This is a genomic window from Paraclostridium benzoelyticum (assembly GCF_001006285.1).
Lineage (GTDB): Bacteria > Bacillota > Clostridia > Peptostreptococcales > Peptostreptococcaceae > Paraclostridium > Paraclostridium benzoelyticum.
This window is the reverse complement of the sequence record NZ_LBBT01000070.1, coordinates 1-5,056: the sequence shown is the minus strand read 5'-3', so window position 1 is coordinate 5,056 and position 5,056 is coordinate 1. Positions and strand designations below refer to the sequence as shown.

The 5,056-nt window shown below is 29.0% G+C and carries 2 protein-coding genes and 1 rRNA gene; all 3 read right to left on the bottom strand.

What is annotated here, in order from left to right; genetic code table 11:
* Nucleotides 1-114: 114 nt before the first annotated feature.
* Entirely contained in the window at nt 115-2,415 is a 2,301-nt protein-coding gene (locus tag VN21_RS03435) for an ATP-dependent Clp protease ATP-binding subunit (RefSeq protein ID WP_046822059.1), read from the bottom strand.
* A 129-nt stretch (nt 2,416-2,544) separates the two neighbouring features.
* Nucleotides 2,545-4,479, bottom strand: coding sequence for an elongation factor G (locus tag VN21_RS03430; protein ID WP_046822058.1), 1,935 nt, complete (start codon nt 4,477-4,479; stop codon nt 2,545-2,547).
* 422 nt (nt 4,480-4,901) lie between these two features.
* A 5S ribosomal RNA gene (gene rrf, locus VN21_RS03425) occupies nt 4,902-5,018 on the bottom strand.
* Nucleotides 5,019-5,056 lie beyond the last annotated feature (38 nt).

The following is a 5,056-nucleotide window of genomic DNA, read 5'->3' as shown; positions in this document are numbered from 1 at the left end:
TCACTTAGTTTAATAAAATACATAGCTCGGAAATTACATTTATCCTTTATTTTGAATTAAATGTAATTTCCAATAAAAGAATCAATATTTAAACTAAGTTTTTTATATTTTTAATCATTTATTTTCAAATATAACTTTTTCTTCAACAACGTTAGCTATTATATTAGCTCCTTTTTTTATATCTCCACTCAATATCATATCTGCTAATACATCTTCTATTTCTTTTTGAATAGCTCTTTTTAAAGGTCTAGCTCCATATTCTAAATCTATTCCATATTTTGATATAAGATTTAAAACATCATCGGAAATTTCTAAACTAATATTGAGTTGATTTAATCTGCTTATTAAATTACTAAGCATTATTTTAGAAATCTCATGTAAATTATCTATATTTAACTTATGGAAAACCACTATATCATCAATCCTATTTATAAATTCTGGCTTAAATCTATTCTTAACTTCTGATAAAATTTTTTCTTTCATAGCCTTATAATTTTCATCAATTACATTTTTATTTTCATAGGCTGAAAAACCTATTATTTGTTGTTTGTTTATACTTTTTGCACCTATGTTAGATGTCATAATTATTAGTGTATTCTTAAAATCTACAGTTCTTCCTTTAGAGTCTGTTAGTCTTCCTTCATCTAATACTTGAAGTAATATATTAAACACATCTTCATGTGCTTTCTCTATTTCATCAAATAAAACTAAAGTGTATGGATGTCTTCTTACAGATTCGGTCAATTGACCTCCATCATCATGACCTATATATCCAGGAGGAGATCCTATTAACTTTGAAACTGAATGTTTTTCCATATATTCTGACATGTCTATCCTAATAATTTGATTTTCATTTCCAAAATGAGCTTCTGCTAATGCTTTGCATAATTCTGTTTTCCCAACACCTGTAGGCCCTAAGAATAAGAATGATCCTATTGGTCTTTTGGGATCTTTTAATCCTGCTCTAGATCTTCTAACTGCTTTTGATACAGCATTTACAGCCTCCTCTTGCCCAATAACTCTTTGATGAAGTATAGATTCTAAGTTTAGTAATTTATCTCCTTCAGATTTAACTATTTTACTTATAGGTATTCCAGTCCATAAACCTATTACCTCTGTAACTATTTCACTATTAACTGTAGGTTTATTATTTTTTAATTTTAAATTCTTCATTCTGATTCTAGAAGCAGACTCATCAATTATATCAACTGCCTTATCTGGTAGATATCTATCCACAATATATCGACTTGATAAATCAACTGCTGATTTTATTGCTTCTTCTGTTATTTTTACGCCATGGAAATTTTCGTATTTTTCTTTTAATCCTTTTAAAATTTTGATTGATTCCTCTTTAGTTGGCTCTTCAATTAAAATTGGTTGTAATCTTCGTTCTAGTCCAGTATCCTTTTCTATACTCTTTCTATATTCATCTATAGTTGTGGCTCCTATAACTTGTATATCTCCTCTTGATAATACTGGCTTTAGTATATTAGATGCATCCATAGAATTTTCTCCTGTTGCTCCTGCTCCTACTATAGTATGCATCTCATCTATAAATAATATAATGTCATCAGATTTGACAACTTCTTCTATTACTTTCTTTATTCTTTCTTCAAACTCACCTCTATACTTAGCACCTGCAAGCATTCCTCCTATATCTAAACTGTATATAAGCTTTCCTTGAAGTGAACTAGGTACTTTGTTGCTTTCTATATTAATTGCTAACCCTTCTACTATAGCAGTCTTTCCTACTCCAGGATCACCAATTAATATAGGATTATTTTTAGTTCTCCTACTTAAAATTTGAATAATTCTTTGCATTTCATCTTCCCTACCAATTAGTGGGTCTAGTTTAGCATTCTTTGCATATTCATTTAGATTAACTGCATATTTTTCAAGTGTAGGAATATTTAATTTTTCCTTTTCTTTCTTAGGTTCTTCCATCTTACTTTCATCTCTAAAAAGTATTATACTTGTTTCTGGTCTAGATACCTCTATTAAAGATTTAATTATGACTTGCTCAGTTATATTATTCATACTTAGAATTTTCACTGCTAAACTATCTGTTTCTTGTAAAATTGCTAACAAGATATGTTCAGTATCTATAAGAATACTATCAAACTGTTCTGCAAATATAGCTGAGTTATCTAATACATCTTTGCTTCTAGGACTTAAAAAAATATCATCTGTACTATCATTAATTCCTATTCCATATATATCTATAATTTTTTCACATATTATATCTTCATCCATCCCCAATTTTAATAAAACCTTAGAAGCTGTACCTTCTTTCTCTTTAATTAAACCAATCAATAAATGTTCTGTACCAACTACTCTATGACCAAACTCTTTTGCATATTCTATAGATATATCTATCGCTTTTTGAGCTACCTTCGAAAATTTGTCAAAGTACAATATAGTCCCTCCTCAATTTTAATATTAGATATATATATACTATATGCCCTAATAGTTTTTATTGTTTCAATAAATAAAGAAATCCTAGGAATTATATTCCTAGGATTTCTTTTTAATTAAATTTTTAGATTAATTACTATCAGAATTAGATATTATTTTTTGTGCGATTTGTGCTGGAACTTCTTCATATTTATCAAGTTCCATTTCAAAATAACCTCTACCTTGTGTCATAGCTTTTAAATCTATAGCATACTTAAATGTTTCTGCCTGTGGAGCATTTGCATAAATAACTTGTTTACCATTATTAGTAGGTTCCATACCTAATATTCTTCCTCGTTTTTTATTTATATCACCCATAACATCTCCCATATATTCATCTGGAACTACTATAGTTAATTTCATTATAGGTTCTAAGAGAACGGGTACTGCTTGCTCTACTCCCTTTTTAAAAGCTATATTAGCTGCTAATTTGAAAGCCATTTCTGAAGAATCTACATCATGATAAGATCCGTCATAAAGCGTTGCCTTTATATTAGTAACTGGATATCCAGCTAGTATTCCTTTTGACATAGATTCTCTTATTCCCTTCTCAACTGCAGGTATATATTGTTTAGGAACAGATCCTCCAAATATATCTTCTTCAAATTCAAAATCACTTTTAGAATACTCGAACCTGATTTTAACATCTCCATACTGTCCATGTCCTCCAGATTGTTTCTTATGCTTACCTTGAACATCTGCTTTTCCTTTTATAGTTTCTCTATAAGCAACTTTTAAATCTGTTAAATCTACATCTAATCCAAATTTTTCTTTCATTTTATTCTTAACTATATTTATATGAAGCTCGCCTTGGCCACCTATTAAAACTTGTTTAGTTTCTACATTCCTACTCCATGTAATTGTAGGATCTTCTTCTGATATTTTGCTTAAAACAGCGCTAATCTTATCTTCATCACCTTTATTTTTAGCTTGTAATGCAAAATATATTTGAGGCTTAGGGAAATTAAACTGTTCATCTATTTTATCATTTTTATTTATAGATATAACATCTCCTGTTTGTAAGGAATTTACCTTAGTCATAACAACTATATCCCCTGCATTAGCAGATTTCATTTCAGATAACTCATTATTACTCATAGTATATATATTATAAATTTTTTCTTTCATGGACTTATTTACATTATATACTTCTACATCTTTTTTTATGTTTCCTTTTAAAATTTTAACATATGACATTTTTCCTATAAAAGGATCTACTATAGTCTTAAATATGCTTCCTTTTAACTCATCATTTTCATCTATGCACTTAGGTTGAATATAGCTAGATATAATGCCTAATATCTCCTCTGTACCTACATTATTTATTGTAGACCCACATATTACTGGTATTATATCTCCATTTTGAATACCTATAGTTATGCCTCTCTTAATATCTTCTTCTGCTAAATCTTCTCCACTAAAATATTTTTCTAATAACTCATCATCAGTTTCAGCTATTAATTCTAATAATCCTTCTCTTGTTCCTTCCACTTGCGTTTTAAATTCATTGCATAAATCTGAATTACTTTCAAATATATTATGTAGCTTAATAAATTCATCACCACTATATATAGGCATATACATAGGAACTATTTTATTGCTATACTTATCTCTTAGTTGTTCAATTAAATCTTTATATCTGGATTTGTCATTATCAATTTTATTTATAAATATAAGTTTAGGTATAGATTCTCCTGCAAGTTCTAGTGCTTTTTCTGTTCCAACCTGAATGCTAGTAGTAGCATCTATAACAATAACAGCAGCATCACTAGCACTTATAGCTGATATAACATCTCCTGTAAAATCAGAATATCCAGGAGTATCTAGTAAATTTAATTTGTAATCTCTATATTCTATAGGAACTAAATTCATACTATATGTCATACTTATCTTATCTGTTAGTTTAGGCATTTTATTTGTAGTTTTAGAAGTATATGCCATTGCTTCAATTAAATTTGTTTTTCCACATCCACTATGGCCTAATATAGCTATACTTCTTATATTATTACTATCATATACCTTCATATCTAAGCACCTACCTCATATCATTTTAATAATTTATATGCAATTAATGTAAGGCTTTATGTGCAATTATTTTAAATATTAAACTATTAAAAGTAAAATGTATCTCGTTTAACGTGAAACATAAACTTAAAAGTATATTCTCTTATCTCTTTATATCATACCGTACGAGCGTAATTCTTATTTATTTTGCACAACAAAAATTGGTTAGGATTTAATTTGCAACTCCGTGGTCATTTAAAGCATCTTTTCTTATCCTTTATCTTATACCGTACAAGCGTAATCCTTTTTTATTTTACACAACAAAAAGTGGTTGATATTTAGTTTGCAGCGAAGTGGTCATTTAAAGCATCTTCTCAGCTTTATGACCCAAGCGCAAACTAAATATCAACCACCACTTAAATCCACGTAAAATAAAAAAGATTACGCGGCTACGTCCTACTCTCCCAGGCAGCTTCCCACCAAGTACCATCGGCGCTAAAGAGCTTAACTTCTGTGTTCGGAATGGGAACAGGTGTATCCTCTTTGCTGTAATAACCGCATAATCTTTATTTAGAGTTAGTACTCTAAAAACTGAATA

What these genes read in the sequence shown, in the direction of transcription:
- VN21_RS03430 (WP_046822058.1), bottom strand. Translation starts at nt 4,479, where the DNA reads ATGAAGGTATATGATAGTAATAATATAAGAAGTATAGCTATATTAGGC.